Annotated in this window: 22 protein-coding genes; 9 read left to right on the top strand and 13 right to left on the bottom strand. The window is 73.2% G+C overall.

From position 1 onward, the window contains the following. Positions 1 to 51: 51 nt before the first annotated feature. From LPT13_RS08660 to LPT13_RS08645, 4 genes are all read left to right on the top strand, one after another. A complete protein-coding gene (locus tag LPT13_RS08660) occupies positions 52 to 819 on the top strand; it encodes a TatD family hydrolase (protein WP_242165670.1) in 768 nt (255 codons plus the stop codon). A gap of 379 nt (positions 820 to 1198) precedes the next feature. Next, positions 1199 to 1690 carry a pyridoxamine 5'-phosphate oxidase family protein gene (locus LPT13_RS08655; protein WP_242165668.1) on the top strand — a complete coding sequence of 164 codons (492 nt, stop codon included), beginning with the start codon at positions 1199 to 1201 and terminating at the stop codon, positions 1688 to 1690. Between the two features lies 1 nt (position 1691). Next, positions 1692 to 2126 carry an acyl-CoA thioesterase gene (locus LPT13_RS08650; protein WP_242165666.1) on the top strand — a complete coding sequence of 145 codons (435 nt, stop codon included), beginning with the start codon at positions 1692 to 1694 and terminating at the stop codon, positions 2124 to 2126. A 158-nt stretch (positions 2127 to 2284) separates the two neighbouring features. Then, positions 2285 to 3091, top strand: coding sequence for a TrmH family RNA methyltransferase (locus LPT13_RS08645; RefSeq protein WP_242166212.1), 807 nt, complete (start codon positions 2285 to 2287; stop codon positions 3089 to 3091). A gap of 212 nt (positions 3092 to 3303) precedes the next feature. On the opposite strand, the gene LPT13_RS08640 is transcribed toward LPT13_RS08645, so the two are convergent. Continuing rightward, a complete protein-coding gene (locus tag LPT13_RS08640; protein WP_242165664.1) occupies positions 3304 to 4698 on the bottom strand; it encodes a sodium-dependent transporter in 1395 nt (464 codons plus the stop codon). A gap of 73 nt (positions 4699 to 4771) precedes the next feature. Between LPT13_RS08640 and LPT13_RS08635 the strand changes: the two genes are divergently transcribed. Continuing rightward, a complete protein-coding gene (locus tag LPT13_RS08635; protein ID WP_242165661.1) occupies positions 4772 to 5749 on the top strand; it encodes an L-lactate dehydrogenase in 978 nt (325 codons plus the stop codon). Between the two features lie 23 nt (positions 5750 to 5772). Here LPT13_RS08635 and LPT13_RS08630 read toward each other — a convergent pair whose 3' ends face one another. From LPT13_RS08630 to LPT13_RS08600, 7 genes are all read right to left on the bottom strand, one after another. Further along, the gene (locus LPT13_RS08630) at positions 5773 to 7122 is read right to left on the bottom strand and encodes a serine/threonine protein kinase (protein WP_242165659.1); all 1350 of its coding nucleotides are present in this window, start codon (positions 7120 to 7122) and stop codon (positions 5773 to 5775) included. Between the two features lie 81 nt (positions 7123 to 7203). Beyond that, on the bottom strand, positions 7204 to 7623 hold the full coding sequence (locus tag LPT13_RS08625) for a helix-turn-helix domain-containing protein (protein ID WP_242165657.1): 420 nt from the start codon (positions 7621 to 7623) through the stop codon (positions 7204 to 7206). A gap of 67 nt (positions 7624 to 7690) precedes the next feature. Continuing rightward, positions 7691 to 8413, bottom strand: coding sequence for a DUF4190 domain-containing protein (locus LPT13_RS08620; protein WP_242165655.1), 723 nt, complete (start codon positions 8411 to 8413; stop codon positions 7691 to 7693). 781 nt (positions 8414 to 9194) lie between these two features. After that, on the bottom strand, positions 9195 to 10241 hold the full coding sequence (locus tag LPT13_RS08615) for a DUF368 domain-containing protein (protein ID WP_242165652.1): 1047 nt from the start codon (positions 10239 to 10241) through the stop codon (positions 9195 to 9197). A 439-nt stretch (positions 10242 to 10680) separates the two neighbouring features. Next, the gene (locus tag LPT13_RS08610; RefSeq protein WP_242165650.1) at positions 10681 to 11670 is read right to left on the bottom strand and encodes a diaminopimelate dehydrogenase; all 990 of its coding nucleotides are present in this window, start codon (positions 11668 to 11670) and stop codon (positions 10681 to 10683) included. Between the two features lie 394 nt (positions 11671 to 12064). Then, entirely contained in the window at positions 12065 to 14149 is a 2085-nt protein-coding gene (locus tag LPT13_RS08605) for a sensor histidine kinase (protein ID WP_242165648.1), read from the bottom strand. Continuing rightward, positions 14139 to 14870, bottom strand: a complete 732-nt coding sequence (locus LPT13_RS08600) for a response regulator transcription factor (RefSeq protein ID WP_242165646.1) — start codon at positions 14868 to 14870, stop codon at positions 14139 to 14141. Before LPT13_RS08600 ends, LPT13_RS08605 begins: the two co-directional genes overlap by 11 nt. A 142-nt stretch (positions 14871 to 15012) precedes the next feature. Between LPT13_RS08600 and LPT13_RS08595 the strand changes: the two genes are divergently transcribed. The 3 genes from LPT13_RS08595 (at position 15013) to amrS (ending at position 18440) form a co-directional block, all read left to right on the top strand. Continuing rightward, positions 15013 to 15888, top strand: coding sequence for a C39 family peptidase (locus LPT13_RS08595; protein ID WP_242165644.1), 876 nt, complete (start codon positions 15013 to 15015; stop codon positions 15886 to 15888). 229 nt (positions 15889 to 16117) lie between these two features. After that, positions 16118 to 17518, top strand: a complete 1401-nt coding sequence (amrA, locus tag LPT13_RS08590) for an AmmeMemoRadiSam system protein A (RefSeq protein WP_242165642.1) — start codon at positions 16118 to 16120, stop codon at positions 17516 to 17518. Next, complete coding sequence (gene amrS, locus LPT13_RS08585; protein ID WP_242165640.1) at positions 17511 to 18440, top strand: AmmeMemoRadiSam system radical SAM enzyme; 930 nt, start codon at positions 17511 to 17513, stop codon at positions 18438 to 18440. Before amrA ends, amrS begins: the two co-directional genes overlap by 8 nt. 111 nt (positions 18441 to 18551) lie before the next feature. Here amrS and LPT13_RS08580 read toward each other — a convergent pair whose 3' ends face one another. Further along, entirely contained in the window at positions 18552 to 19187 is a 636-nt protein-coding gene (locus LPT13_RS08580; RefSeq protein WP_242165638.1) for a hypothetical protein, read from the bottom strand. Positions 19188 to 19408: 221 nt separating this feature from the next. Beyond that, positions 19409 to 20545: a CapA family protein gene (locus tag LPT13_RS08575; RefSeq protein WP_242165636.1), complete on the bottom strand. Its 1137-nt coding sequence runs from the start codon at positions 20543 to 20545 to the stop codon at positions 19409 to 19411. 407 nt (positions 20546 to 20952) lie between these two features. On the opposite strand from LPT13_RS08575, the gene LPT13_RS08570 reads away from it, so the two are divergent. Continuing rightward, positions 20953 to 21906, top strand: a complete 954-nt coding sequence (locus tag LPT13_RS08570; RefSeq protein WP_242165634.1) for a sortase domain-containing protein — start codon at positions 20953 to 20955, stop codon at positions 21904 to 21906. Positions 21907 to 21931: 25 nt separating this feature from the next. Here LPT13_RS08570 and LPT13_RS08565 read toward each other — a convergent pair whose 3' ends face one another. The 3 genes from LPT13_RS08565 to thrH all read right to left on the bottom strand — a co-directional run bounded on the left by LPT13_RS08565 (position 21932) and on the right by thrH (position 24579). Further along, a complete protein-coding gene (locus LPT13_RS08565) occupies positions 21932 to 23236 on the bottom strand; it encodes a (Fe-S)-binding protein (protein WP_242165632.1) in 1305 nt (434 codons plus the stop codon). A gap of 273 nt (positions 23237 to 23509) precedes the next feature. After that, entirely contained in the window at positions 23510 to 23839 is a 330-nt protein-coding gene (locus tag LPT13_RS08560) for a hypothetical protein (protein ID WP_242165630.1), read from the bottom strand. 137 nt (positions 23840 to 23976) lie between these two features. Next, positions 23977 to 24579 carry a bifunctional phosphoserine phosphatase/homoserine phosphotransferase ThrH gene (thrH, locus tag LPT13_RS08555; protein ID WP_242165628.1) on the bottom strand — a complete coding sequence of 201 codons (603 nt, stop codon included), beginning with the start codon at positions 24577 to 24579 and terminating at the stop codon, positions 23977 to 23979. Positions 24580 to 24953: the final 374 nt, after the last annotated feature.

Below are 24953 nucleotides of genomic sequence, written 5' to 3'. Positions count from 1 at the left end.
CCCGGGCACCGGGCGCTGGGCGCGCGAAACGCGGAACGGAGGCGAGGGGCCATGGCGGACCTCTACGACATGCACTGCCACCTGGGGTTCGCCCCCGACGTCGCCGTGCTCGCCCGCGAGGGGGCAGCCGCAGGGATCGGCGCGCTGGCGTGCACCGTGGCGCCGGGCGAGTTCCCGGCCCTGCGCGAGGCGCTGGCCCCCTACCCCGCCCTGCACGCCGCGCTGGGCCTGCACCCCTGGCAGCTCGCCGACGGCGCGGCCGGCGAGGACGAACTCGCGCTGTTCTGCGAGCTGGCCGGCCAGACGCCCCTCATCGGCGAGGTCGGCCTCGACTTCGGCGGCACCCGGGCCGCGACGCGCGACGCCCAGGTGGCGGCGCTGCGCCGCATGCTGGCCGCCTGCGAGCGGTTCGACGCCAACCTCTACTCCGTCCACGCCGTGCGCGCGGCCGGCGTCGCGCTCGACGTGCTGGAGGAGGCGGGCGCCTTCGCGCCGCACACAGGCAACGACGTCGTCTTCCACTGGTTCTCGGGCACCTCCGCCGAGCTCACGCGCGCCCGCGACCTGGGATGCTGCTTCTCGGTGGGGCCGCGGATGCTGGCCACGCGCCGGGGGCGCGCCTACGCCCGCGACCTGCCGGTAGACCGCCTGCTGCTGGAGACCGACGAGCCCGCCCGCGACGGCGAGGCGCTCGACGGCGCCGCCTGGCGCGCGCGCCTGGAGGAGGCCCTGGACGCCCTGGCCGCGGCCCGCGGCGTCGAGGCCGCCGCCCTCGCCCCCGCGCTGGCCGCCACGAGCGAGCGCCTGCTCGCCCGCTGACAGCCAGATCGCCCTTTCATATCCATTTCGGCGAGTTTCCCGAGGCTTGCGGGCGCTTCTGCGCTCAACGGCGCCGCGTCATTCCGCGTTTCCCCAGGTCGCCATTGTGGCATCGGCGGCAGGGACCGCCTGAGGGGCCGTTTTGCCTCGGGAAACTCGCCGAAATGGATATGAAACGCGGTTTTGCCGACAGATCGCGGCCCTTCCCGCGGCGAAGTCCTACAATAGGCGCCACGCAGGCGCGCGAGCGCCGGGGGCTCCACCGCACGCCACGTGCCGCGCCCGCGCAGCCGTCACGCGGCTCGCGCGCCACGCCCGCGCCGCGCCCGCGCCGCCGCACGGCCCGCGCGCCCAGCCGCACCCGACCGAGAGGACCGCCATGTCACCCGCCATGCGCCGCCGCAAGCAGGAGCTTCCGCCCGAGGACGCCGTCCGCATCATAGAGGAGGGCGAGTGGGGCGTGCTCGGCACCGCCGGCACCGACGGCTTCCCCTACGCCGTGCCGCTCAGCTACGCCTGGATCGACGGCCGCATCGTCTTCCACAGCGCGCCGGCCGGCCACAAGCTGGACGCCCTGCGCGCCGACGCGCGGGTGTCCTTCGCCGTCGTGGGCTCCAACGAGGTGCGGCCCGAGGAGTACACCAACGTGTTCACGTCGGCCATCGCCTTCGGTACCGCGCGCATCGTCGAGGACGAGGCCGAGAAGCGCGCGCTGTGCCGCGCCTTCGCGCTCAGGTACTGCGCCGGTCTCGAGGCCGGCGTGGACGAGGAGATCGACAAGCTCATCGGCCGCACGGCCATCGTCGTCATCGACGTGGAGCGGCTCACGGGCAAGCGGGCCATCGAGCTGGTGCCCGGGAAGGAGGCCTAGCATGGAGGTGCTCACCCCCATCAAGGCGCGCTACGCCGAGACGGACATGATGGGCGTCGTCTACCACGCCAACTACCTGCTGTACTTCGAGGACGCGCGCACCGACTTCCTCGAGAAGGCGGGGTTCCCCTACGCGGACATCGAGGCGGCCGGCTACATGTGCCCCGTCTACTCCGTCGACCTCCAGTACGGCGAGCCGCTGCGCTACGGCGAGGACGCCTTCGTGGCGACGCGCGTGGTGGAGTCGCGGCCGACCAAGACCACCTACCTGCAGCGCGTCTTCCGCGCCGGCGACAACCCGGCCACGGCCAAGCCCCTGGTCAGCGGCCATGTGACCGCATGCATGGTGGAACGTGGGAGCTTCCGCCCCGTCAGCATCAAGCGCGCGCTGCCCGACCTGTACGCCTTCTACGACGGCATCGTCGAGCCGGAGTAGGCGCGGTGGCGGCTCCTCATCGCGACGCGCCCGCGGCGGCGGAACGCCGGACGCCGGCCGAAGCTCGCGGCGCGGGTGCCGACGCAGCCGCCGCGCCCGCGCCCGTCCTCACCCGCCCCGCGTCGCTCGACGACCCGCGCCTGGCGCCGTTCTCGTCGATGACCGACGCCGAGCTGCGCGACCCGCGCCAGCTGGTGGGGCTCGCCCGGGCGCTCGACCCGTCGGCCGACCCCGAGCGCCTGGCAAACGGCCTGTTCGTCGCCGAGTCGGCCAACGTCATCGAGCGCGCCCTGGATGAGGGCGCGGCGCCCCTCGCCCTCATCACCGAGGAGCGCTGGCGCGACGCGGCCGCCCCGCTCGCCGCGCGCATGGCCGCCGCCGACCCCGCGGCGCCCGCCTTCGTCCTGACGGCCGCCGAGCGCCGCGTCGTCACCGGCTACCGCGAGACCCGCGGGCCCCTGGCCGCCTTCCTGCGCCCCGCGCCGGCCGACCCGGTCGCGCTCGTCGCGGGCGCGCGCCGCGTGGCCGTGCTCGAGGACGTGACCAACGCCACCAACCTGGGTGCGCTGTTCCGCAGCGCCGCGGCGCTCGGCATCGACGCGCTGCTGCTCACCGCGCGCTGCCACGACCCGCTCTACCGGCGGGCGTCGCGCGTATCCATGGGGACGGTGTTCCAGGTGCCCTGGGCGCGCGTAGGCGAGGGCTGGCCGGAGCTCCTGCGCGCGGCCGGGTTCGCCACCTGCGCACTCGCGCTCACCGACGACGCGCTGCCCGTCGACGACGCGCGCCTGGCTGCCTGCGAGCGGCTCGCGCTCGTGCTCGGCACCGAGGGCGACGGCCTGGCGCCGGCCACCATCGCGGCCTGCGACTGGGTGGCGCGCATCCCCATGGCCCACGGCGTCGACTCGCTCAACGTGGCCGCCGCGAGCGCCGTCGCCTTCTGGGAGACCCGCGTACGCGCCTGACCTCTGGCCGGCAATCGGTGCCTCAGCGCACATTTTTTCAACTTTGTCGCTAAATCAGCGCTGAATCTGACGCGTATGCCCCCTCTGGGGCCACTCGGGCCCCAAAAGGAGGGCAGAACGCCCTCCCAAGGCCCCCTCGATGCCGAAAGATAGCGACAAAGTTGAAAAAATGTGCGCAATCAAGCCGAATGCTGGCCACGGCGCCCGACGCGCTAGCCGATGCCGCCGAAGAAGATGCCGAGCACGATGACGGCGGCCGTCACGCCCACGAACACGTAGCGCGTCAGCACGTCGAACCACGGCCCGATGGGGCCGTGCCCCAGCTCGGCCTGGCGCCGCGCGAACCCGCGCGGGCACACCCAGAAGAACATGACCGCGGCCAGAAACGCGCCCACCGGGATGACGTAGATGGAGATCACGTCCATCCACAGCGACACCGCGTCCCCGCTCTCGAGCGGCAGCCCCACGGCCACGGCGATGACGGCCACCACGGCCACGGCCGCCCAGCGCGGCAGGCGGAACTGGTCCTGCAGCGCCTCGACCGGCGACTCGAACAGGTTCATCAGGCTCGTCACCGCGGCGAACACCACCGCCAGGAAGAACACGATCATGAAGAGATTGCCGAGCGGCATCTCCTGGAACACGCCGGGCAGCGTGATGAACAGCAGCGGCGGGCCGCTCGACACGTCCAGCCCGAAGGCGAACAGCGCCGGCACCACGGTGAACGCCGCCACCAGCGCCGCCAGCGTGTCGAAGATGGCCACGTCGCGGGCCGAGCGCACCACGTCAACGTCCTGCTTGAGGTAGCTGCCGTACACGAGCGTGCCGCCGCCGGCCAGAGACAGGCTGAAGAACGCCTGGCCGAGCGCGTAGACCCAGGTGGTCGGGTTGGCGAGCGCCTCCCAGCGCGGCACCAGCAGGTACTCGTAGCCGTCGAGCGCCCCCGGCATCATCAGCACGCGGACGCCCACGATGACGAACAGCACGAAGAACGCCGGCATGAGCACCTTGTTGATGCGCTCGATGCCGCGCGAGATGCCCAGGATCATGATGGCGAAGGTGAGCGCCAGGCCCAGCAGGTGGAACACGACGTTGCCCATGTCCGACGCCACGGCGCCGAAGAACGCCCCCACCTGCTCGGTCGCGATGAGCTGCCCGTCGAGCGAGGCCACCAGGTAGTTGAACGCCCAGCCGAGCACCACCGCGTAGCCCACGGCCAGGGCCAGCTGCCCGATGGTGGGCACCAGCCCGATGACGCGGCCGATCACGCGCCCGTGGGCGATGCCGCGCAGCTCCATGGCCTTGCCGAAGGCGCCGAGCGGGCCGGCGCCCATGGCGCGCCCGAAGGCCATCTCGCCGATGACGCCGGTGAACCCGAGCAGGGCCACGAACAGCAGGTACGGGATGAGGAAGGCCGCGCCGCCCAGGTCGGCCACGCGGTAGGGGAACAGCCAGATGTTGGCCATGCCCACGGCGCTGCCCACGCAGGCCAGGATGAACCCGGTGCGCGACGCCCAGGCGTCCCGCCCCCTCGCGCCGGCGGCCGCGGCCGCGCCGTCGGCGGCCAGCGCCTCGTCTTCAACGATATTGTCGCGGTTTTCCCTCACGGTCTTCCCTTCCCTCGCGCGGAGCCTATCATGATACCCCTCAAGCACGCACATCCCCCGAGAAAGGACGCCCATGGGACGAGTCAACGATCGGAAGGTGGCCGTCATCGGATGCGGCTTCGTGGGAGCCGCCTCGGCCTTCGCCCTGCTGGAGTCGGGGCTGTTCTCGGAGATGGTGCTCATCGACGTGGACGCCGAGCGCGCCGAGGGCGAGGCCCTCGACATCAGCCACGGCATGGCCTTCGCCAGCCCCATGAGCATCTACGCCGGCACCTACGACGACATCGCCGACGCCGGCGTGATCGTGGTGACGGCGGGCGTCGGGCAGAAGCCGGGCGAGACGCGCATCGATCTGGTGCACCGCAACGTCGAGGTGTTCCGCGGCATCATGGGCGAGATCCGCGCGCGGGACTGCGGCGGCATCCTGCTGGTGGTGTCCAACCCCGTCGACGTGCTCACCTACGCGGCCATCCGCCTGTCGGGGATGCCCGAGAGCCGCGTCATCGGCTCGGGCACCGTGCTCGACACCGCGCGCCTCAAGCAGATCATCGGCGAGCGGCTCGAGGTCGACCCGCGCAACGTGCACGCCCGCATCCTCGGCGAGCACGGCGACAGCGAGATCATCGCCTGGTCGAGCGCGCACGTGGCCGGCATCCCGCTCGAGGACTTCTACAACATGCGCGCTGACGGGTCCTACGACGACTTCCGCCGCGAGATGACCGACCTGGTGCGCAACGCGGCCTACGAGATCATCCGCCGGAAGAAGGCCACCTACTACGGCATCGCGCTGACGGTCAAGCGCATCTGCGAGGCCATCGTGCGCGACGAGAAGTCGGTGCTGTCGGTGTCCAACGTGCTCCACGGCGAGTTCGGCATCGAGGACGTGGCGCTGTCCACCCCGTGCATCGTCGGGCGCGGCGGCATCGAGGGCCGGCTGCCCCCGTCGCTCAACTACGCCGAGCAGCAGAGCCTGAAGGCGTCGGCCGCCCTCCTGCGCGAGGTGATCGACGGCATCGACTTCGGCGACGCCGCGCCCGCGCCCGCCGAGTAGCGCCCGCGGCGGGGCGAAACGCGCTACGCGAGAGCGGCGTTGAGGGCCATCATGAGCGCATATAGCCCGAATCCGACGCTCGTCAAGACGAGGGCCGTGCGGCCGGCACGCGGCATCGGCCGGCGCAGGATGCGCGCGAGCTGGCCCCTGCCCGCCAGCGGATAGAGCAGCGCCGTGAAGATGAGCTGGATGGAGATGACGCCGATCCAGCGCACCGACGGCGCGTAGGCTCCCAGGCTGTCGCCCGGCTTCGGGTCAACCCCTATCGAGATGCCGGAGAGCAGAAGCCTGACCCATAGGAAGCCGGCGATGGCGATGCGGGCGAAGCCCAGCACGCGCCGGCCAGGCGTCTCAAACGCGGCGGGCGGGGGCGCAGACGCCGCCGCAGGCGAAACGGGCCCGCCTGGCACAGGCACGACCGCGGCAGGCACCCCCGGCATGGCGGGGGCCTCCGGCGGCGCGAGCTCGGGCGCGGCGTGCGCGATCGCCACGGCCGGGGCAGCGACCGCCGTCGGCGTGACCCGCGCGTCCTCGGCCTCGCCGCCGCTCGCGCGCCCTTCCGCCGCGTCCACTTGCGCGCAGGCCGCCTCGAAGGCCGCGCGCAGATCGCGCGCCGACTGATAGCGGGCGGCGGGGTCGAAGGCCGTCGCGCGGGACAGCACCGCCCGCAGGGGCACCGGAACGGCCGGCGCGGCGAAGCCCTCCCCCACCAGGCGCGGCGAGGGCACCTCCTCGGTGAGCAGGTAGTACAGCAGCATCCCCAGGGCGTAGACGTCGCTGCGCACGTCGGTCTGGCCGTAGCCGAACTGCTCGGGCGGGGCGTAGGCGCGCGTCCCGAAGCTGGCGGTGTCGGCCTCGGCGCCCTCGCGCCAGGCCCGCGCGATGCCGAAGTCGATGAGCGTGAGGCACCCCCTCGACAAGATGACGTTGCCGGGCTTGAGGTCGCGGTGGATGATCGGCGGGTCGAAGCCCTCGTGCAGCTCGGCGACGGCGTCGCACAGCTGCGGGAACACCTCGCGCGCCAGGTCGAGCGAGGGATCGCGGCGATAGACCACCTCGTGCAGCGTCTCGCCCCGCACGAACTCCATGATGACCACCAGCTCGTCGTCGCGCTCGTAGCAGTCCTCGATGCGCGGCAGGTGCCGGAAGCGCGCCCCGGCCCGCTGGGCCGCCAGCAGCTCGGCGTAGGCGGCCCCCATGCAGGCCTCGCGCTTGATGCGCTTGCGCACGAAGGGGCCCAGCTCGGCGTCGTTGGCGCCCGCGAAGTAGACGACCTCCGTCGTCTCGTGGGGAGCCTCCTTCAGCACGCGCGCGACGCGGTAGCACTCATCGCGCTTGAGGGCGTCCAGGTATGAGGTGATGTCGTCTTCCATGAAGGTGATGGTAGCAAACCGCGGGCAGCCAGGTAAGCGGGACGCGGCACCGGCGGCGCAGCGGGACGCCTCGAGCCGGCGTCAGCCGATGGTGTCCTCCCGGAAGCGGTAGAGCTCCTCGTCGGCGCGCTGGAGCGAGTAGCCGTGGGTGAGCGCGAAGATGATGATGGCGTCGCGGCGGCTCTTGCAGTACAGCTCGTTGGCGCCCCCGGCCTTGAGCAGGCGATTCGCCTCGGTGAGGCTAAGGTTCAGCGCGAAGGCGAGCGCCAGCAGCTTGTCGCGCGAGGCGCCGCGGGCGCCGGTGAATATCTGGTAGCCGAACGTCTCGTTGAGCCCGGCCGCACGCACCACATCGGCACGCTTGAGCCCCTTCTCGGCAAGCAGCTGCTGGAGGTAGCCGGCCAGGTCGCGCTCGCCCACCCGATGCTCGCGGATGAACCGCTCCGGGCTCGGCGCCGCCAGCAGCTCGGCCAGCAAGTCCTCGGTCAGCGGCTCCTCCACCCGTCTCTTCCTCCTTCGCGCCATCGGACGGCTTCCATTGTAGCGGCTCGCATCGCGTCCGGCCGCCCTAGTAGGCCGACGCCTCCACGATCTCGAAGGTGGCGCCGCGCATGGCCTCAAGCTTGTCCGACGTAACGAGGGTGAACAGCTCGAAATCCTGGCTTTGGCCGGGGCGCAGGTCACTGGCCAGCGCATAGCCGTCGTCGAGGCGGCTGCCGTCAGGCGCGATGGCCTCGATGTGAACGTTGAAGGTGGCCGTCTCATCGGACTTGTTCGTCAGCCTGACGGGCAGGGCGGCGTCGATCATTCCGTACTTGCCCTCCTCCGCGGTGAAGGCCCCTATCTGCACGTCCACCTCGTCGGCGAGCACCTTGTCGGTGGCATCGCCCGTCATGCGGTCGAGGCTCGCATCCGCCTCCGCCCGCGCCTGGTCGAGCGCCGCGTCAGCTTCCGCCGCGGCCTTGTCGATGGCCGCGGAGTACATCGCCTGGGTGCCGAGCACCACCGCGCCGGCCACGACGGCCACCACGATGCCGGCGATGGCGAGCCCTCGCCCCGAGCGCTTGCCGCGACCGATGCCGACCAGGCCCACGATGCCGAAGATGACGGCGAGGATGACCAGGATGAACGACAGGTTGTTGATGAACGGCAGGAACGACGTGGCCGCGGCGATGATGGCCAGCACCAGCGAGGTGATGGCCATGCCGGATTTGGGCAGCGTCGGTGCGGGCGCTGGCTGCGCCGGGACGCTAGCAGGCGAAACAGGCTGGTCGGTATGACGATTGGTCATTGCGAATCCCCTTCTCTCCTTGGCGCCGCCCGCGGGCGGCGTTGGTTGCAGGAATGCAGGGTATTCGTTCCGCGGGGACGATTTCATTAGCTGGCAGCTAAGATCGGGCGTCTTTTTCAGGGCCGGATGCCCATGGGCGACGAGGGGCGGAAGCGGCGCCCGGGCGGGGTGGCGGGAGGACGAGCGCGGCGGGGACAGCGCGAGCAGGCGCGGGGCGGACAGCCGCAGCAGACGGACGCGGCACTCCGGCGGCGCCTGGCGGGCGTGGCGGCGCGGCGGGCCTGGGCGGCTGCGGTGCGGGGTGCGCGGCGATGTGATAAGTCGCCGACTTTGGCAGAATCTGCCCGAAACGGCGACTTATCACATCTGGCTGCCAGAAAATGCGACTTATCACACCGATTCCGCCGCCAGATAGGGGAATGGGCGCTCACCGCGAAACCTGACCTGGGGAAATGCGGAAGCTTGCGCGTCGAAGGAGCGCTTTCGCGTGTGATAAGTCGCATTTTCTGGCAGCGAGGCAGGGCAGGCGCGGAGGGGACGGCATACGTTGGCGCAGGCGGACGAGCGCGACAGGAGCGGCGCGGGGCGGACAGCCGCGGCAGCCGCGGCGGCGCGTAGCGAGCTCGACGCGGCACGCTTGGCGCCCGCAAGGCGAGCGCGCCGGCCAGCTAGCGGGCTGGCGGCCTCGGCGGCCCGCCGGCGTGTCCCTAGCGAGCGCGACGGGAACGGGACGTGCCGGCGCTGGCGGCCTCGGCGGCACGGCCGTCCCGGCGGCGCGGCCCTAGCGGGCGTGGCGGGCTTGGGTGGCTATGGCACGGGCCACCTGGCGGCGCTGGACGGCGTGCTTGAGCAGCTCGAGGGCGCCGATGACGGCGCCGCCCAGCAGGAAGCCGGCCACGCTGAAGGTGTCGGCGGTGAGCGGCGGCTGGGGCACGTCCAGCGTGACCGGCCCGAGCGCGATGGCCACGAGCGAGCCCACCATGAACCCGAGCAGGCAATAGACCGTCTGCGAGCGGAAGTCGGCCAGCGCCCGCTTCACCAGCTTCACCACGGTGAGCAGGCCCACGACGGCGCCCACGGCGAACAGCGCGATGGCCGGCAGCACCGCGAGATCGCCGCCGATCAGCGCCTTTATCGCGTCCATCACCGGCAGGTACAGCCCGAAGATGAGCAGGAACGTCGACCCGGACACGCCCGGCAGGATCATGGCCGACACGGCGATCATGGCCGCGAAGACCAGGTAAGCCGCCCCGCCCAGGTCGAGCGCGGCCAGGTCGATCCCGCCCGCGTCGGCGCCGAGCGCCCCCTCGGCGACGGCGGAGGCCGCGTCGAGCCCCGCGCCGTGGGCGAGCGCGCCCGGGTCGATGACGCCCGCGCCCGCCGCCAGCGCGCCGACGGCCGACACCTCGGAGGCGTCGCCGCCGATGGCCGCGGCGTTGGCCAGGGTGACGCCCACCACCACGGCGATGCCCGCGAGCGTCCACACCAGGTTGCCGTAGCGGCCGCGCACATAGGCGTGCTCGTCGCGCACGATCAGCGGCACCGAGAACACGATGAAGCCCATGAACACCGAGCTCACCAGGTAGATCTCGCTCTCGAAGAGGCCGGTGAGCACCACGACGGCCAGCCCGAAGCCCACCACCCAGCCCGCGCCGAGCCGCGCGAGGAAGCCCAGGGCGCGGCGGCGCTCGGCGGCCGTGCCGGACACGAGCCGGTCGAGCGACCAGAGCAGCTGGTCGTAGATGCCGACGATGAAGGCGATGGTGCCGCCCGAGACGCCGGGGACGCTGTCGGCCAGCGCCATGAGGAAACCGCCGAAGGTGCCCACGGGCGCTCCTTCCAAGCCGGGGATAACGGTCGCGCCAGGGTAGCACGCGCCGCGACGGCCTCCCCCGCCGCCCCCGCGCGCCCACAGGATGCGCACGCCGCGACCACAGGCGCCCCACACCGCGCCCCGCCGCGCCCCGGCGGACACTTCTCGCGGACGGCATGGCAATCGAAGGAGGTTTGGCATAGGTTTCTGCCACGGCAATGCGCGTCTCGGCAGGCCAGGCGACACGCGACAACGCGTTTTCCCAGGTCACGGAAACCGCGTCCCACGCAAGCGCGGCCCTGAGCGGGCCGAGAGTATGCCAAACCTCCCTCGATTGCCATCAGGGGGCGAAAAAGCGTCCGCGCCGCGCCCCGGGCAGGCGCCCGGACGCACGAGGGCCCCGGGCGGCTGGCGCCTCGGGGCCCTCGGGGTCGCGCTGGGCGTGGCGACGCGGCTACAGCATGGTCGCGCGCAGCTCGGCATCGTCGGTGGCGCTCAGGTACGCGGGCGGGATGTCGAAGACGGTCTTGGCGCCCACCATGCCCTCGCCGGCCATGCGCCACGCGGCGCGGGCGCAGGCCACCAGCACGCTGCCGGTGAACTCGGGGTTGGAGTCGAGCTTGAGCGAGTACTCGATCACGTGGGTGTTCCGCCCCTCGGCGCCGGTGGAGCCGGTGCGGATGACCGAGCCGCCGTGCGGGATGCCGGCGTGGTCGCGGTCGAGCTCGGCCTGGCTGATGAAGGTGACCGTGGTGTCGTAGTCGGCGAAGTAGTTGGGCATCTCGACGATGGCCTTCTCGATGGCGGCGAGGTCGGCGCCCTCCTCGGCCACGACGAAGCACTCGCGCGTGTGCTTCTGGCGGGTGGTGAGCTGGGGGTTCTCGCCGGCGCGCACGGCCTCCATCGCGGCGGGGACGGGCACCGTGTACTGGCGCGCGTCCACGACGCCGGGCACGCGGCGGATGGCGTCGGAGTGGCCCTGGGACACGCCGCGGCCCCAGAAGGTGTAGTCGGCGCCGTTGGGCAGCACGGCGTTGGCGTAGAGGCGCGCGACCGAGAACATGCCGGGATCCCAGCCGGCCGAGATGACGGCGACGTGGCCCGTCTCGCGCGCGGCGGCGTCCACGGCGGCGAAGTGGGCGGGGATGTTGGCGTGGGTGTCGAAGGAGTCGACGACGTTGAACAGGCGCGCGCAGGCCGGCGTCTGCTCGGGCAGGTCGGTGGCCGAGCCGCCGCCGAGCACCAGCACGTCGATGCCACCCTGATGGGCGGCCAAATCGTCGGCCGGGTAGACGGCCACGCCGTCGGTGAGCGGGGTGACCGTGGACGGGTCGCGGCGGGTGAAGACGGCCACGAGCTCGGTATCGGCGTTGTCGCGGCAGGCCAGCTCGACCCCGCGGCCGAGGTTTCCGTAGCCCAGGATGCCGATGCGGATTGCAGACATGGTTCCTCCTTGGAGACAGGCGTAAGCGTTGGTGGGGCCATTATGGCGCACGCCATGTTACAAGGGTGTGAAGGGAAGGGGGTCTTCGCGAAACAACCTGGGAACGGGCGGAGGGGGCGGCAACGGGTCGGCCGAGGGGCGCGGAAAGGGCGGCGGCGGGTCCCTGGGGAGGGGGCCCGCCGCCTGAAGAAAGAAAGCATCGCATACGGCAAACTAGGGATAAGCCGCGATGCATCTCGCAAGGGTTGGGAAGCCCGACGCCGACAGCCTCGGACGAGGGGGCCACCGGCCCCGGGGGCGTTGCCTGCCTCCCGCGCCCTCGCCGCGGCGGGGCCGCAGGGCCGCGCCGCCATCGGACGCCAGGAGGGTTAATCGCGGCGCCGACCCCCGTATCTTAGCGCTTCCGGGCACGCCCGCGCCTAGGGCGATCCGGCGGATTCGCGGTGAGCGGCGTCATGCCGGGGGTATCATTCCCGCGGTGCGCGCCCGCCGCGCCGTGGCGCGCGCGGCCCCGCGCGCCCGGGGCCGGCGCGGGCGCCTCCTCCCACGTCGGCGCGACGGCGCCCGCGTCGGCGGCGGCCCGCTTCCGGCGGCCGCCCGCGTCCTCGCCGCCCGACCGGACGCGCCCCGGCGCCGCGCCCGCGCCCGGCGCGCCCGGGGCGCCGTCGGCCAGCGAGCGCGCGAAGGACACCTCGCGCGGCACCCGCAGCGTGAACACGGTCACGCCGTCGCGGCTGGCGGCCGTGATGTCGCCGCCGTGGGCCCCCACGATCTCCTTGGCGATGGCCAGGCCCAGGCCCGCCCCGCCGCTGCCGCTCGTGCGCGAGCCGTCCTCGCGGTAGAACTTCTCGAAGATGGCCTCAAGGTGGGCCTCGGATATCTCGCGGCCGCGGTTGCGCACGGCGATGGACACCCACGGCCCGTCGCAGGCGGCGGCCAGGTCGATGGACGTGCCGTCCTCGGCGTAGGCCACGGCGTTGCGCATGACGTTGCCGAGCGCGCGGGCCAGCTTGTCGGGATCGACGAAGAACCGCACGTCGGCCGGGGCGCCCACCCGCAGCCCGATGCCGCGCGCCGCCGTCTCGGGGAAGAACGACTCAGCCACCTGCTGGCAGAACAGCCGCACGTCCACGTTCTCGCGCTCGATGGGGATGGCCTGCAGGTTGTAGCGCGTGATCTCGAAGAACTCGCCGATGAGCCCCTCGAGCCGCTCCGCCTTCGCGTAGGCCGTCTCGGCGTACTTGCGCTGGGTGTCGGGCGGCAGGGCCGCGCCGTCGCGCAGGAGGTCGAGGTAGCCGAGCACCGAGGTGAGCGGCGTGCGGATGTCGTGGGCCAGGTAGGCCACCAGCTCGTTCTTGCGGCGCTCGGCGGCCTTGGCGGCCCGCTCGTCGGCCAGCGACTGGGATCGGATGACGGCCAGCTCGTTCTGGGCGATGGACAGCCCCGGCGGCAGCTCGATGGGCGCGTCGCGGTCGGCGAGCAGGCGCGCGACGCCCTCGGACAGGTCGTCGAAGTAGCGCAGCGACCGGTTGAGCGCCATCACCACGATGACGATCCAGCCGGTGACCAGCACGGCGGCGGCCAGCGGCAGCTTGAGCGACTTCACGAAGGCGTAGGTGCCCACCTCGCGGATCTGCCAGTAGCCGTCGGGGCTGAACGACGCCTGCCACACGGGGTCGGCCGCCGCGACGCCCAGCCGGAGGGCCTGGTCCTCGGGCGTGAGCCCCTTCCACTCCTCGTAGGCGTCGTCCTGCGACTGGCGGAACGCACGCGCGACGATCGCGTCCAGCTCCTGCTGGGACAGTCCGCGCCAGGACGCGGCGCGCAGGATGCCATCGACGTCCGCATCGTTGATGGCGGCGGGCGTGAAGAGCACGAGGCCGCCGACCTGGACGGAGCGCAGAAGGACGGCCATGGCCGCCACCTGGGCGGCGCTCGCATCGTCGGCTCGCTTGACGGCGCCGCTCGCCACGAGGGCGTCGAGGGCCGTCTGGTAGGCGTCGAGCATCGGGTCGGCCGCCGCACCATCGACGGCGACGGCCCCCGACGCCGAGGCGTTCGCGCCGGCGCCCTGGGCCGCGGTCTCCCCGTCCTCTGTCCCGTCCTCTGTCCCGTCGTCGACCAGGTAGTCGGGCTCGAAGACGTCCAGGCCCACCTTCTCGGCCCAGCTCAGGGCCTTGGGCGCGCTGCCCGGGGTGGCCGGCAACCCCTCGTCGACCATCATCTGCGTCAGGTCGTCCAGGTAGAGCGAACCGCTCAGCCCCTCGTCCGCCATGAGCTCGTCGAAGCGCGCAGACGAGTCGAGCAGACGCCACCGGGAGGTGCTGTCGGCCACGAAGTCGGCCAGGGGAGGCATGACGAACGCCTCCAGCAGCACGCAGGCCAGGGCGAAGGCGGCGGTGAAGGCGGCCAGGTCGCGCCCGAGGCGCCCGAGCAGGCTGCGGCGCAGGACGCGCGCCTGCTCGCTCCTAAGCGCCATGGCCCCCGGGCGCGCCGGCGCCCAGGCCGTCGCGCAGCTTGTAGCCGACGCCCCAGGCCGTCTCGATGAACTGGGCCGACGAGTCGATGGCCGCCATCTTCTGGCGCAGGTGGCGGATGTGCACCATCACGGTGTTGGCCGCCGCATCGTCGTAGCGCTCGCCCCAGGCGCCCTCGAACAGGTCGCGCGCGGACACGGGAGACCCGGCCGACGCGGCCAGGATCGACAGGATGGCGAACTCCTTCGGCGTGAGCTGGAGCGGCTCGCCCAGCAGCGTCGCCTTGTGGGCGCGCAGGTCCACCTCCACGGCACCGGCGTGCAGCACGTCGGAGGAGGGCGCCGCCGCGTCCGCCCGCGCCCGGCGCAGGCGCGCCTTCACGCGGGCCACCAGCTCGCGGGGCTTGAAGGGCTTGGTGACGTAGTCGTCGGCGCCCAGGGTGAAGCCCACCACCTGGTCGGCCTCCTCGTCCTTGGCCGACAGGAACACGATGGGGATGTCGGAGGCGGCGCGCACGCGCGTGCACAGCTCGAAGCCGTCCATCCCCGGCATCATGATGTCGAAGATGCCCAGGTCGAAGCGCTCGCGCCCGAGCAGCTGGAGGGCCTCGGCGGCGCCGTAGCAGGCCCGCACCTCCATGCCCTCGGCCGTGAGGAGGCTGGCCACCAGATCGGCGATGGCCCGCTCGTCGTCTACCACCAGTATGCGCGCTGCTCTCTCCATGGATCCTATTGTAGGCCAAGCGCGCCGCGGCGGCGGGCGCGCGGGGCGGCGGCGCGGCGGGTTAAGGAAAAAATAAGATGGGTTAAGGAAGTCCTCAGCATTCGCTATGGGAAGGTTAAGCGCGCACCCTCGTAAGGTGGGGATGAGAAACGAGGAGACCACCGAGGAGGAACCCGCCATGGACGAGACGCCCGTCCCCCACGCCCTGAGCCGCGACCAGTGGAGCCGCCCCCGCCGGACGGCGGACGGCAGCCGCCGGCGCAGCGCGGCGCGGGCCGGCGGGACGGTGGGCGACGCGGGCGGCGGGCTGGTCGAGCGGCTGCGCATGGTGCCCGTGGTGGGCGCGCTCGCCCTGGCCGGGCTGCTGCTGGCCGGCGCGATGGGGCTCGCGACGCTGGCCGGCGAGGGGCCGGCGGCCCGCGGCGCCGGGGCGGGCACCTTCCTCGGCCAGGCCGCGGCCGCGGGAACCGGCGCGGCGGCCGACGCGACCGAGCCGCCGACGAGCACGCCCCGCGACCAGTGGGGCAAAGGCGCCGTCCCCCACCTCTACCAGATCGACCCCGCCTGGGCCGACGCGCCCTACGCCGGCGACACCGTCGGCACGAGCGGCTGCGGGCCCACGAGCCTGGCCATGGTCTACGTCGCCCTCACCGGCAAGACCGACCGCGACCCGGCCGCCATGGCGGCCTTCAGCGAGCAGAACGGCTACGTCGAGGGCGGCCTGACCGCCTGGCGCCTCATGAGCGACGGCGCCCGCCAGCTGGGCCTCAGGTCGCGCGAGGTGAGCGCGTCGGCCGCGGCCGTGCGCGCCGAGCTGGCCGCCGGCCGGCCCGTCATCTGCAGCGTGGGGCCCGGCGACTTCACCACCGAGGGCCACTTCATCGTGCTCACCGCCGTGGACGAGAACGGCGGCATCGTCGTCCACGACCCCAACAGCGAGCCCCGCAGCCGCCAATCCTGGGACGCCGACCACATCATCAGCCAGTGCCGCAACCTCTGGTCCTTCGAGCGCGCCTGACGCGGACGCGGGGGGCGCCCACTCGGGGCAACTCGGTACCGCGCGGACGGCCGCCACGGCACGCACGCACCCGGCGTGCGCACGCCCATCCCCGCGTTCGCGCGCCCTTTCGTGCGCGCCCTCCCTCCCCCGCTCTTGACGAAATGGCGGCGTGCAGGGCGTCGCGGCCCTCGGACGGGGCGGTCTCTGGTACGCTCGGGGGGTCATCCCGAGCGAACCGGAGGCTGCCATGGGAATCCTCGCCGCGTACGTCGTGCCGCATCCGCCCCTCATCGTGCCCGCCGTGGGCCGGGGCGAGGAGCGGCGCATCCAGTCCACCATCGACGCCTACCGCGAGGTGGCGCGCCGGGCCGCGGCGCTCACGCCCGACACCGTCGTGCTCGTCTCGCCCCACGCGCCGCTCTTCCGCGACGGGTTCTTCGTCTCGGACGCCGCGGAGGAGGCCGGCTCGATGGATCGCTTCGGCGCGCCGCACGAGGCGCTGGCCACCACGGGCGACGTCGCCTTCGCCCGCGACCTGGCGCGGCGGCTGGCCGAGCGCGGCATCCCCGTCGCCGACGGCCGCGCGGGACGCGGGGAGCTCGACCACGGGTCCTTCGTGCCGCTGCACTTCCTGGCCGCCGAGCTCGACCTGGACGACGTGCGCGTGGTGCGCCTGGGGCTGTCGGGCCTGCCGGCGGCCGACCACCGCCAGGTGGGCCGCGCCATCGCCGCCACCGCCGCCGACCTGGGCCGCCGCGTCGTGCTGGTGGCCAGCGGCGACTGGTCGCACCACCTGGCCGAGGACGGGCCCTACGGCTTTCGCCCCGAGGGGCCGGCCTTCGACGCCGAGCTGCGCGCCATCCTTGCCGCCGGCGACCTGACGCGCCTGTTCTCCCTGGACGAGGCCCTGTGCGAGGCAGCCGGCGAGTGCGGCCTGAGGTCGTTCCAGATCATGGCCGGCGCGCTGGAGGGCCTGCCCTTCACAGGCGAGCTGCTCAGCTACGAGGGGCCCTTCGGCGTCGGCTACGGCGTGGCCGCCTTCGCCGTGGAGGACGCGGACGAGCCGGGGGAGGCGACCGCGGGGGCAGCGGCCGGCCCCACGCCGGTGGACGGCGCCGACCCCCTCGTGGCCCTCGCGCGCCAGGCGGTCGAGGCGTTCACGCGCACGGGCGAGATCATCCGCCGCCCCGCCGACCTGCCGCCCGAGCTGGGCGAGAGGCGCGCCGGCGCCTTCGTGAGCCTGCACGAGCGCGGGCAGCTGCGCGGCTGCATCGGCACCATCGAGCCGGTGCGCCGCTGCCTGGCCGACGAGGTCATCCGCAACGCCGTGTCAGCCTGCTCCCGCGACCCGCGGTTCCCGCCCGTCGAGCCCGACGAGCTGGACTTCCTGGAGTACTCGGTGGACGTGCTCGGCGAGCCGGAGCCCGTCTTCTCGCTCGAGCAGCTCGACCCGGCGCGCTACGGCGTCATCGTGAGCCACCGCGGGCGGCGCGGCCTGCTGCTCCCCGACCTGGAGGGGGTCGACACGGTGGCCGACCAGCTGTCCATCGCCAAGGCGAAGGCGGGCATCCGGCCCGATGAGGATGCGGAGGTGGAGCGCTTCGAGGTGGTGCGCCACACCGCCGGCGGGAAGGCGCGCCGTGGCTGAGCGGGCGGCCGCGCCCGAATGCGGCGGTCCCGACGGCCCGGCGGCCGCGCCCGCGCCCGGCGGGACGCCCGCGGCGGGCGGCGGCGGGGCGCAGGTCACCTGCCCCGTGTGCCCGCGGGCCTGCTCGCTCGCCGAGGGGCAGCGGGGAGCCTGCCGGGCGCGCGTGGCCCGCGGCGGCGCCGTCGTCGACGAGAACTACGGCCGCGTGACCGCGCTCGCCCTCGACCCCATCGAGAAGAAGCCGCTCGCCCGGTTCCGGCCCGGCACGCGCATTCTCTCCGTCGGCTCCTACGGGTGCAACCTGCGCTGCCCGTTCTGCCAGAACGCCTCCATCGCCTGCGCGGGCCCCGACGACGTCGAGTGGCGCGCCTACGCGCCCGAGGAGCTGGTGGCGATGGCCGACGAGCTGCGCAGCCGCGGCAACACCGGACTGGCCTTCACCTACAACGAGCCGCTCGTGGGCTACGAGTTCGTGCGCGACTGCGCGGCGCTGGCCCATGAGCGGGGGCTCGCCAGCGTGCTCGTGTCCAACGGCATGGTGAGCCCCGGCCCGCTCGCCGAGCTGGCGGGGCTCATCGACGCCGCCAACATCGACCTCAAGGGCTTCACACGGGAATTCTACGACCAGGTGGGCGGCGATCTGGCCGCCGTCAAGCGAACCATCGCCACGCTGGCGGCCGACCCCGGCTGCCACCTGGAGGTGACCACGCTCATCGTCCCGGGGATGAACGACGACGCCGCCCAGGTGGACGCCATGGCCGCGTGGCTGGCCTCGCTCGACCCGGACATCCCCTACCACGTGACGCGCTTCTTCCCCTGCCACCGCATGGCCGACGCCGCCCCCACGTCCGTGGCCGACGTGCGCGCCCTCGCCGCCGTGGCGCGCCGCCACCTGCGCCACGTGGTGGTGGGCAACTGCTAGGGAGGCACCTCGTTCGCACGCACTCCCCCCACCTCGCTTACGCGTCGTCGACGTGCGCGCTGGGAGAGCCGTCCGCGCGGTACCTGGGGACTCCCGGTAGGAGGAATCCCCCTAGGTGAGCAGGAGGAAGACGAGCACCGCCAGCAGGACGATGATGATCGGGACGGTCACCTTGAAGAACAGGGGGATGCCTGCGAGGAAGCCGCCGCCCGAGCCGGTGCCGGCGTAGTCGCCGCGGCCGCTGACGACGCCGCCGGAGAAGCCGACCCCCGAGGTCGGCCGGTGGGCGCCCATGTTCGAGCGCACGCGCCCGGGGATGGTGCCCATGGCGCCGGCGTCGGGCACCGCGTCGAACCCCTGGCCGGCGCGGGAGTGCCAGCGCGTCTGGGTCATGGAGGCGTCGATGGCCGCGCGCGGGCGGTCGCGGTCGTCGTGGGACAGCGAGGATATCTGGTGGCTCTCGTTGAAGGTGCGCGAGTCGATGGAGCCGCGCCCGTCGATGACCTCGCGGTCGCCGGCGGCGCGGCGCGCCTCGTCCAGGGCGTCGCGGCTGGCCCGGGCGCGCTCGTAGGAAGCGCGGCTGCGGCGCATGCTGTCGTAGCTCTCCTGGGATGAGAGGGGCTCGGCGATGCGCTGGCGCGGGCGGCGCTGCGGGGTTCTCTGGGCGGCGGGGCGGCCGCGACCCTCGCCGCGGGGCGCGCGGCTGCGGGAATCACGACCTCGGCGTTCGTCGGAATAGCTTCCCATGGGCGATAACCTCGTGTTCGTTTTGCGTGGGTTCGTTATCAGCGCCATTATGGCGCAAAACGCCCCGCCCGTGGGTCAACTTAAGGAAAAGGACAAGTTTACGTCACGCCAGGGCGCCCCCGGCCGCGCCGACCGCCGCCGGCGTGGGCTCGCGCGCCCTCCGCGCCGCCTCCCGCGCGCGAACGCGCCGCCCGCCTTCCGCAGCCTGCGTGCGCCCTCCCCTATCCGCGCGCGGCCGCCTTCTCGGCGATGGCGTCGGTCGAGCGCTGGATCTTCGCGTCGATGCGCGCCTTCTCGTCGCCCTCGGCCGGCGTAGGCTGGTAGTTGTTGCGCGAGCTCGACGACGACACCGAGCACGCGATGAACTCCACGTCGTCGTCTTTTGCCACCTCGTCGCCCGTGACGGTGAACGTCTGCTGGAAGATCATGCAGTCCTTGTCGGCGGGGTTGGAGTTGCCGCCGAAGCAGAAGTTGCCGAGCGAGTAGACGATGTAGCGGCCCTCGTAGACCTCCCAGCCCTGGATGACGTGGGGATGCGAGCCCACCACCAGGTCGGCGCCGGCGTCGATGGCCGCGCGGCCGAGCATCATCTGCGTGTCGTTGGGCACCGTCTCGCGCTCGATCCCCCAGTGGATGTAGACGAGCACGAGCTGAGCCCCGTTGTCGCGCGCCTCCTGGATGCGCGCCACCATGTCGTCTCTCATCCCCTCGTGCTCGGCCAGCTCGTAGGCGCCCACCAGGCCCACCTTCACGCCCTTGACGTCGACGTAGCCGATGCGCTCGTAGCCGAACGACGGCACGCCCTCGGCGTCGAGCGCGGCGATGGTGTCCTGGTAGCTCTGCTCGCCGTAGTCGCGCGAGTGGTTGTTGGCGAGCGAGGCGGCCTCGACGCTGGACGAGGAGAGGATCTTGGCGAACTCGGCCGGACCCTTGAAGGCGAAGGTCTTGTCGGCGCGGGCGCTGGACGTGGTGAGGGTGCCCTCCATGTTGACGATGGTGAGGTCGTCGGCGGAGAAGATGGGCTGGACGTTCTTGAGGAAGTACTCGGGGCCGTCGACGGCCTCGTACAGCGCGTTGAGGCTGGTGGCGTAGTCGAAGGCCTCGTCGGTGCCGAGGGTGCAGTCACCGGCGAAGGTGACGGTGACCTGGGTGGGCTCGGGCGCGGGCTGGGGCTGGTCGGAGGCGTCCAGCGCGCCCGGCCCGGCCCCGGCGCCGGCGTCGGGCGAGCCGCCCGCGCGGCCGGCCAGCTGGAAGCCGATGGCGATCAGCAGCACGACGATGATGCCGATGGTGACGGCGCGCACGCCGAGGGAGGGCCCCGCGGGCGCCGCCCCGTATCCGTATCCGCCTCGCGCCATGCGCCCTCCCCTCCCGCGGGCCCCTCGCCCGCCGAGCCTCCTCGCGTCGCGACCATTATGCCCCATCGCGGCCGCGGGCGCAGCCGGCGCGCGGGGCAGGCGGCGGACGACCTGCGAAGGGCGGGCGCGGCGGGGCGGGACAGGGAATGCGCGCGGGGAACGCGGAGCGCTCGGCGGGGTGGGCGTGGGGCATGCAGCCGGCGCGCGGGGCAGGCGGCGCGTTCGTGACGGGGCGCTGACGTTGGTGACGGGCGCGCAAGAGGGGGATGACGCGCGCGCCACGGTCGGGCGGGCGCGCAGGCCGACCGGAGAGGCGCGCCTAGAATGGGGTCACCCGATGAGAGAGGCCGGGTTCCGCATGAGGCGCGCGCCGGGGAGGCGCCGCCGCAGCGGAAAGGTTGGACGCCATGAGAAGCGGTGTCGAGAAGATCACCCCCGCGAGGACGCGCCGTCCCCGCCTATCCCCCCGCACCTCCGCCCGGGCCGCGCGCCCGACCCGCCGCGCCGCGCGTCCGGCGACCCGCACCGCGCGCCCGACCCGTCGCGCCGCCGACGTGACGGCCGAGGACGCCGTCGCCGAGCCCCGCGTGGAGACGCGTCACCCGTGGTTCGCGTTCCTCGTGGCGGCCGGCGTGGCCCTCGGGCTGCTCGTGCCCTGCGCGGCCTGGGCCGACGAGGCGGACGGCAGCGGCGACGGCGATGCGGCGGCCCTCGCGGCCGAGCTGGTCGAGGCGGTGACGGGCGGCGGCGCGTCCGACCCGGCCGGGCTGATCGAGGCGCCGGCCGCCCAGGTGGCCGACGAGGCGCTGGCCGAGGGCCTCGCCGCAGGCGAGGAGGCCGTGGACGCCGTGGCGCCCGTGGCGGCGCTCGACGACAACGGGCTGCGGGCCGAGGCCGTCCAGCGCGAGGCCGAGGCCGCGGCCGCCGCGGCGGCGCAGGCGCGGCCGGCCACCGCGGGCGGCACGGCGGCGACGGGCGGCGCGGGCCAGGCGGCGCGCACCGTCAACGTGGCGGGCACCGTCGTGGGCTACGCCGACGCCTACCGGGCCTCCACGGCGCCGGCCTCGGGCGCGGGGCTGTGGATGGGGTCGGACAGCACCACCGACGGCAGCTGGGCCTACTTCATCGGGCACAACCCCGGGCCGTTCCACTGCGTGATGGGGCTGGGGCAGGGCGCCGCGGTCACCGTCTGCGATGGCAGCGGCAACGCGCGCACCTACCACGTGGTGGATGTGTTCACCGTGCCGGACACCACCTACTGGGAGGAGATCCAGGGCCGCGTGACCTCCCACGGCGAGTCGGTCATCCTCCAGACCTGCGTCGGCGACAACGCCAGCTACCGCATCGTGGTGGCCGCGTAGGAGCGCCCGCCTTCCCCGCCTTCCCCTAGAAGAAGGTGGCATTGAGCCAGGGGCCGTACTCGCCGGTCCACATGGCGCCGAGCTCGTCGAAGACGCGAGGCCAGTCGATCTCCTCGCCGAGCAGCACCTCCAGGTAGTGGCGGCCGGCGATGGGCGGCTCGGGCATCCCCAGCAGCGCCTGGGCGATGGTGTAGGTGCAGGTGGGGCACATGGTGATGAGGGTGCCGGCGCCGGTCTTGGCGCCCTCGGCGATGACGCGCTCGACGCGGCGCTGGGTCACGTCCGGGTCGTAGGCGGCCACCGCGCCGCCGGCCCCGCAGCACAGCGTCCCCTTCATCCGGTGGTCGATCTCCCGCCGCTCGGCGCCGGGGACGTAGCGCTCGAGCAGGCCGCGGATGGCGTGGCCGTGGCGCCCCTCGGCCCGGTCGTGGCACGAGTCGAACACGGCGAACGACCCCAGCGGCGCCGGCGAGAACCCGGCCGGGCGCCCCTCGGCCTCCAGGGCGGCGGCGCGCTCGAGCATGAGCTCGGGCAGCGGCACGATGTCCACCACGCCCTCCAGCAGCTCGGCGAACTCCTCGCCGCAGCCGGGGCACACCGTCACCATGCGCGTGATGCCCGCGGCCAGCATCTGGTCGAGCACGCGCTGGCGCAGGGCGGCCGCGCGGTCGAAGAGCCCCGCGCTCATGAGCGGGCTGCCGCAGCAGTCGTCCGACAGCGCCCACGACACGCCGGCGGCCGTCAGCCACTCCCCCGCCCTGCGCACCACCTCAGGCGCGTAGCTCACCAGCGAGCAGCCGGGGAAGAACAGCGTGTCGACCAGCCCCGGGCCGTGCTCGGCGGCCTGGGCCAGCGACGTGAACTCGGGGTAGCCGATGCCGTAGATGGCCCGGTAGGCGCTGAAGATGTGCCACTCCTCGTCCACCATCACCAGCTTCTCCTGGGGCAGGAGGCCGGCCTCGCTGAACAGCGCGCGCCACGCGCGCATGCGCTCGGGGGCCAGCACGTGGTGGCGGCACGACGCGGTGCAGTAGCCGCAGAAGCAGCAGCGGCGCAGGGCGTGGTAGAGCTCGGGGCGCTCCTGCACGAGGGCGATGACGGCGGCGGGGCGCTCCTCGGCCGGCAGCGCCATGAGCGCGGCGTAGGCCTCCTCGACGGCGCCCACGTCCAGGCCCGGCTCGCGCAGGACCTCGCAGCGCAGGGTGCAGCGGCGGCAGTGCGAGCAGGTCAGCTGCCTGTTGGCCCAGGCGGCCAGGATGTCCAGCTTGGGGGATCCGAGCCCGGCCAGGGCGTCTTGCTCGGCGGGGGCGATCTTCTGCGCTCTCAGCATGGCGTGTCCTCTCTCCTCACCTGCGCAGTCTAACGCAAGCCGGCCGCGGCGTCAGGCCGCGGCCGGCAGGTCCAGCACAGGTTTTCGGCCACGCCGCCGCAGCGAACCGCTGCGGCGCGCGGGCGCGGAGGACGTTGGGGCGGGCGCCGCCGGACGCAGGCCGGGGCGCGAACGCGTGCGTCGGGCGCACGGGCCGCGGGCGTCGGGCGCGGCGGGCGCACGGGCCGCGGTCGTCGGGCGCGCGGGCCGCGGGCGTCGGGCGCGGCAGACGCCCTACAGCGGGTCGTAGGCGTTGGGCGTGGCCAGGCCCTCGTCCATCTCGAAGAGCTCCTGCACCAGCTCGCGGTAGGCCGCGAAGTGGCTGCGGTCGCGCTCGGTGAACAGGTCGCCGTAGAGGCGCAGCGCGTCGGCGAGGGCCACGTAGTCGCCGAGCGTCGCGTCGCCGGCGGCCACCACATCGCGCGCCCGCGCGAGCTCGTCGGGCAGCCCCTCGCCCGCCGCGCGCTCGTCGAGCACGGGCATGATCTTATCCTCGTATCTCTCCATCTTCTCGATGACGCGGCGATGGTCGGCGTTATCGTGCAGGTCAACGTTGGTATCCACGGCTACCTCCCTGGTCGATTGGCAGGCGGCCCCACGCGGGGCCCTCGCCCATGGTATCGCCGCCGCCGGCGCACCCGGGCCCGCCGGCCCAAGCGCTGCCGTGCCGTTGCCCGCCCGTCGCCCGGTCGCGGGGGCCGCTAGCGCAGGGCCGCGCGGATGGCGGCCAGCAGGTCGTCGTAGTCGTCGTAGGCGGGGATGTCGGGGTTCTCGGCCTTGATCTCGTCGGTGCTGCGGAACAGGAAGCCGGCCTTCGAGTCGCGGATCATGCCCAGGTCGTTGTGGGAGTCGCCGGCGGCCACCGTCTGGAAGCCGCAGTCGTGCAGCGCGCGCACCGTGGTGAGCTTGGTCTGCGGGCAGCGCATCCTGAAGCCGGTGATGGCGCCGTCGTCGGCCACCTCCAGCTCGTTGCAGAAGATGGTCGGCCAGCCGAGCTTCTCCATGAGGGGCTGCGCGAACTGGGTGAACGTGTCGGAGATGATGATGACCTGGCCCTCGGCGCGCAGGGCGTCCAGGAAGTCCTTGGCGCCGGGCATCGGGTCGATGGTGGCGATGGTCTGCTGGATCTCCTTGAGGCCCAGGCCGTGGTCGCGCAGGATGCCGAGGCGGTAGTCCATCAGCTTGTCGTAGTCGGGCTCGTCGCGGGTGGTGCGCGTGAGCTCGGGGATGCCCGAGGCCTCGGCGAACGCGATCCAGATCTCCGGGACCAGCACGCCTTCCAAATCCAAGCAGGTGATGTACATGGGGTTCCTTCCGTCGGCCGAGGTGGCGGGGCCGGGCGTCCGCCGGCGCGGCGGCCCGCGGGCGGCCGGCGCGCGGCGGGCGCGGGCCCTCCGATGGGGCCATTCTAGCGCGCAGGCGCCGCGGGGCCGCCCGATCGCCGGCGGACGGCCGCGGGGCCGGGCGCGCCGGGCGGCGGGGGCGGGCGGTGGAGTGCGTCGGACAGGGCGCCAGGGCGCGCAACGGAGCCCGCGGCGGGGCCGGATGCACGGGCGATGGAGTTTTCTAGCCAAAAAGGCGAGTTTCCCGAGGCTCGAGGGCCCCATTCGGGCCAAAAAGGGCCCCGGAAGCCCTGCCCGAGAAGGTTGCCGACGCGTTTCCCCAGGTCACGATTTTC

Origin of the sequence: Adlercreutzia faecimuris (assembly GCF_022669055.1) — a bacterium.
GTDB classification, from domain to species: domain Bacteria; phylum Actinomycetota; class Coriobacteriia; order Coriobacteriales; family Eggerthellaceae; genus Enterorhabdus; species Enterorhabdus faecimuris.
This window is presented reverse-complemented; position numbering and strand designations above follow the sequence as displayed.